The following is a 4460-nucleotide window of genomic DNA, read 5'->3' on the forward strand; positions in this document are numbered from 1 at the left end:
TTTATTTGATGAATTTTAATAACTATGCGATTTTATCGCATCAGTACTAATTTGCTATTTTACATCTTTGGCGACCTCCCCGTCAATCCATATTTGCTAACGGCGCTTGTATTCCTAACAAGCACCGCTGCTTCAATTCTCTTGACAGAACTTGTAAGACGTAAAAACATGGGAGTAATTATAGGAGAAAAACCTATAGCCTGAGATTTACCTCGCAGCTGACGACCATCTGCTGTTACAGAATGAGGGTGTGTCAAAACTCATTTTTTGAAAATATGAACTTATAATTTGAAATTTGAGCATCCTAAAAGACTAAAGAAAGGGCCGTATCATTACTCAATACAGAGTTTGATACGACCCTTTTAAATATTATAGTTATAATCTGTAACTTTGAAGAGTAGTCATTTTAGTTTTGACACACCCTCATCAGACCACATCCCTTGGTTGCAAGCGAAGGCTCGAATAGCGTGAGCCGGAATAACAAAAAATGAGATATGGTTAGGCTTTTCGCCCTACAATTCTTCCCATGCCGTCGCGGATGAGGATGGGGAAGCAGAACAGCGTTTCGCGAGGGAAGAGTTGGAACTTGTGGACCATGCGGCGCACCTGAACCAGGAACGAGAACGCCTTGCCCGAGAGAAAGCCGTTGGGGCGATGACGCATGGCCTCGTCGTGATGGCCGAAGTTGCCCTCATCGAAGATGCACCGCAACACCATGGCGGCGTCCCGATGATGACGCGGGTCGTAAAGCGGCATGACCTCGGCGGGGCACCCCAAATAGTCGACGGCCAAAGTGGCAAACACCTGCCACAGACGCTTGATTCCTAAATGTTCGATGTCGCGCTCCAGCTCGGCAACGTCCAGTGGACTGTCGCCCCCGACACGATGCACATAGAGGAACCGCATCCAGTCGGCCACTTGGCGCAAGCCAATGCCGCCCCCCACATAATGGCGTGCCAGATGCACAAATACAAAAATGGCGTTGAACGATGCGGGCGGCAACACCACGTCGTCCCACATCACGGGTGGCTTCGCCAACTGCTGTTGGCACCACGCAGGGAAATTGCGGCGCAAGCGACCGTTGAGGTCGGTAACGATCAGGCTATGCAACTCAATGGCGATATCGTCCACATGGAATGTGCGCTCATGCCCTTCCTCCAGTCCGTCGCCCGGCAAGTGCTTGGCAAACAGCTCCACGGCACGGTCGAACGCCTCAGCCTTAGGAATAAACACATCGATATCGCCCGACATGCGGTGCAACGGCTGCGGATAACATCGCGCCAGCCCCTGGCCCTTGAGCAGCCAAGCCGGTATGCCTTGGCGCTCCAACATAGGGAAGAGCCCATGCAGGCAATGGTTCATGTTGCGGTTGCGGTCCTCGGCCTCGGCCGTCATATTGACCATGGAGAAATAGATGGGCTTCGACGGTCGGCGATCGGCGGGCATCTGCGACAACGCGTCGGCAAGAAGTCCTTGGCACGTTTGCTCCACCGCCACGTCGACCACCCTCAGCCACGTAGCCTCATCGGCCATCGGTGCCTCCGCCTCGGGCGTCGTTGGCACATCGGCCCACAGCGCACGTCGGAAAAGATGCAAAAAGAGTTGTTCAGCCTTGGTAAATCGTTTCATAACGAGTAATCATTTGTTCCACCCCAAACTGCGACACCACCTTGCGATAGGCCCTATCAGCCTTCGCCTCATCGCCCACCGCCTCACGAAGGGCGGCGGCAAGCGCCGGTGCGTCGCCGGCGGGGAAATAGGTCACCTCATCGGCCCCATACTTCTCGCGCATGCCGGGAATGTCCGACGACACGATGGGCGTGTGGGTCAGCGCGGCCTCAGCCATCGACAAGCAGAACCCCTCGCTCCACGATGTCTGCGCAAACACATCGACCAGCGAGAGGTAGCGCGAAGCCCTTGGGCGCCGCCCCAGGAAGAGCACACGGCCGGGGCAAAGACGTTGCGCCAACTGTTGCAACGCTCCATCCTCAGCCCCGTTGCCGATGAGCAGCAACCGATAGTGGGCTGGCAACAACGCCAGGGCGCGGATGAGCACATCGAGTCCCTTGATCTTGTCGAAGAAGCAGATGTTGGCCACCAATACGCCATCACCCTTGTGTTCACGGATGCGACGGCAGTCGTCGGCATCAAGCGGCACGTCGACCGTCGGTTCCTCCACACCATTATAACAATAGGTGAGGCGTGATGGGCGAATCCAATGCGCATAATGGGCGACCGCATCGCTACTGAGCGTCACCACCCTGTCATGGCGACTGAGCGTGCGCACAAAGAGGTGGCCGAAGATCCAGCCCAACACCCGTCCGTAGATAAAGCGAAACTCCTCGAAGACATACGAGTGGATGGTGGCCACGGCCCTTACGCCCCTCGGCACGCCATGGATCCAAACATAAAGGTTGGGGCGAAGACCATGCGTATGCACCACGTCGTAGCCCGTGAGATCGGTGGCCCTCAGCAGACTGATGCGCGTCACGCGACAGGGAAACGCCATGGCGTCGGTGGTGACGGGATCGAAATAAAACACGTGGCACTCATGGCCACGGGCCATCATGCCCTCCACCAATTGTTGCACCACACGGTTGGGCGCCATGCGGTAAAGCGAAGGAATGATGTAGGCTATTCTCATAGGTCGGTTCGTCCCATCATCACATAGGCCCATTTGGAGAGCCACGGATGCGGATAATATTTCAGGTCGGTCACCCACAGGTCGTTGTAGGTGTTCAATGTGTGCAATCCCTCGAATCCTGGAGGAGGCGTCAGCCGGCGCACCTCGCTCATCGTCCATCGGCCCGCCTCGCCCGTGATCTCTTGGATGCTGAGCGCCTCGCCATACCACTCGTTGCACACCTGCGCCGGTCGGTAGCGCTTGCCCTGATGCTCGAAGACGGCACCCGCGTTGCGCGCCACACGCTCCTTGAACACAAGAGGTTGCGAGGCCACAAAGTTCTCGCCTTGCTTGCGATAAAGATGGAGCGTGTCGCCGTTGAGCCCCTCACCCTGCGTGGCCAGCACATAGCCATCCAGGAGGATCGAATCGGAGAGGTCGACCGCCACCAAGTCACGCTCACGCCGGCAGCTGCCATCGACGCGGTTGTAGCAATAAAGCGACAGGCGGTTGGCCCGCGAGCTCTCGGGCATGAACCACACCCGGTCGCCCTCGCGACGCACGATATAGGGGAAGCTCAACTGCAAGGGTTCCTCCAACACGGGGCGGCGTTGGCATATCTTCCACGTCGCACGGTCGATGGTGAGTTCGGAGATGGAGCCTTTCAATGTCTGCAACGAGAAGTCCTCCACCAGCAACGTTATCGCCTTGTCGTCGGCGTCGACAATGAAAGGGTCGGCAAACCAATTGTCGCGGTAGGGATTGCCCACCACCATGAGGCGGCCGTCAACCCAAAAGGCTACAGCCCATCGGGCCTGCAGCAGTCGGCACAACGCGTTCTTGATTGTTTTCAACAATGAAGGCATATCTTGTTATAATGGCTATTCGCAAATTCTCCCACAGAAGGTTTATGTGGATTTTTATGAGGTCCACCGCCTCATTACTTCCCTTCGGTCAGTGGGTCTGCGACAAATCTCGTGAGATTTTAAAACACCGACGGTGTTTTTCTCTCAGTTGTTATTCGATAGATTACCTCCCATTGATCGGTGGGGCTTCGCCGGGTCTCGTGAGATTCGTGTTCTTAATATTCAAAACACCGACGGTGTTTCCATTCTGCCGTCATTCGATACGGTCGGTGGGGCTTCGCCGAGTCTCGTGTTCTTTTGATAAATCACCCCGAATGGTTTCTGTGTTGCTCTGTGCGATCTGTGGGCGAATTCTCTCACGTGCTTTTTCAAGCACATTGGGCGCTTAGTTGTCTCCCACAGATCTCTCAGATTTGCACAGATGTTTTTCCTTGCATCCAACTTTCCGCATGCGATAGATCCGTGCTCATCCGTCGCGCCAGCGGCGCATCAAAGACCAAGCAGCAGGACGCGGAGCAAGAGTAAAGGATCCGTGAAAAGACCCATCCGTGCGCATCGGTGAAATTACCTCCCTTTGGTCAGTGTGCTTCGCACGTCATTCGTGAGATTTAAACACCGGCGGTGTTTCCTCTCAGTCGTCATTCGATAGATTCGTGAGATTCGTGTTCCTTAAAATATCACCCCGAATGGCATCTGTGTTGCTCTGCGATCTGTGGGCGAATTCTCTCATTTGCTTTTTCAAGCGCATAGGGCGCTTAGTTGTCTCCCACAGATCTCTCAGATTTGCACAGATGCATTTCACGTCCAGTCTGCGATAGATCCGTGCTCATCCGTTGCGCCGGGGCGCATCAAAGACCAAGCAGTAGGCAGCGGAGCAAGAGTAAAGGATCCGTGAAAAAACCCATCCGTGCGCATCAGCTTTCTATGTTAAAATCCAAATATTTTGACCATTATTTTTAATTTATGCTGAT

At 54.7% G+C, this 4460-nt stretch carries 3 protein-coding genes; all 3 read right to left on the reverse strand.

All coding sequences use genetic code 11. The annotated features are described in order from the left end of the window. Positions 1-498: 498 nt before the first annotated feature. Genes WKK33_RS00140 through WKK33_RS00150 form a run of 3 tightly spaced genes read right to left on the reverse strand, consistent with a single transcriptional unit; the run spans position 499 to position 3489 of the window. Positions 499-1629 (reverse strand): nucleotidyltransferase family protein, encoded by a 1131-nt coding sequence (locus WKK33_RS00140; protein ID WP_337931961.1) that lies wholly within the window; start codon positions 1627-1629, stop codon positions 499-501. After that, positions 1607-2644 (reverse strand): glycosyltransferase, encoded by a 1038-nt coding sequence (locus tag WKK33_RS00145; RefSeq protein WP_337931962.1) that lies wholly within the window; start codon positions 2642-2644, stop codon positions 1607-1609. Before WKK33_RS00145 ends, WKK33_RS00140 begins: the two co-directional genes overlap by 23 nt. After that, positions 2641-3489, reverse strand: a complete 849-nt coding sequence (locus WKK33_RS00150) for a hypothetical protein (protein ID WP_337931963.1) — start codon at positions 3487-3489, stop codon at positions 2641-2643. Before WKK33_RS00150 ends, WKK33_RS00145 begins: the two co-directional genes overlap by 4 nt. Between the last annotated feature and the right edge of the window lie 971 nt (positions 3490-4460).

Origin of the sequence: Hallella sp. (genome assembly GCF_037460745.1) — a bacterium.
GTDB classification, from domain to species: Bacteria; Bacteroidota; Bacteroidia; order Bacteroidales; family Bacteroidaceae; genus Prevotella; species Prevotella faecis.

What these genes read in the sequence shown, in the direction of transcription:
- WKK33_RS00145 (WP_337931962.1), bottom strand. Translation starts at nt 2,644, where the DNA reads ATGAGAATAGCCTACATCATTCCTTCGCTTTACCGCATGGCGCCCAAC.
- WKK33_RS00150 (WP_337931963.1), bottom strand. Translation starts at nt 3,489, where the DNA reads ATGCCTTCATTGTTGAAAACAATCAAGAACGCGTTGTGCCGACTGCTG.
- WKK33_RS00140 (WP_337931961.1), bottom strand. Translation starts at nt 1,629, where the DNA reads ATGAAACGATTTACCAAGGCTGAACAACTCTTTTTGCATCTTTTCCGA.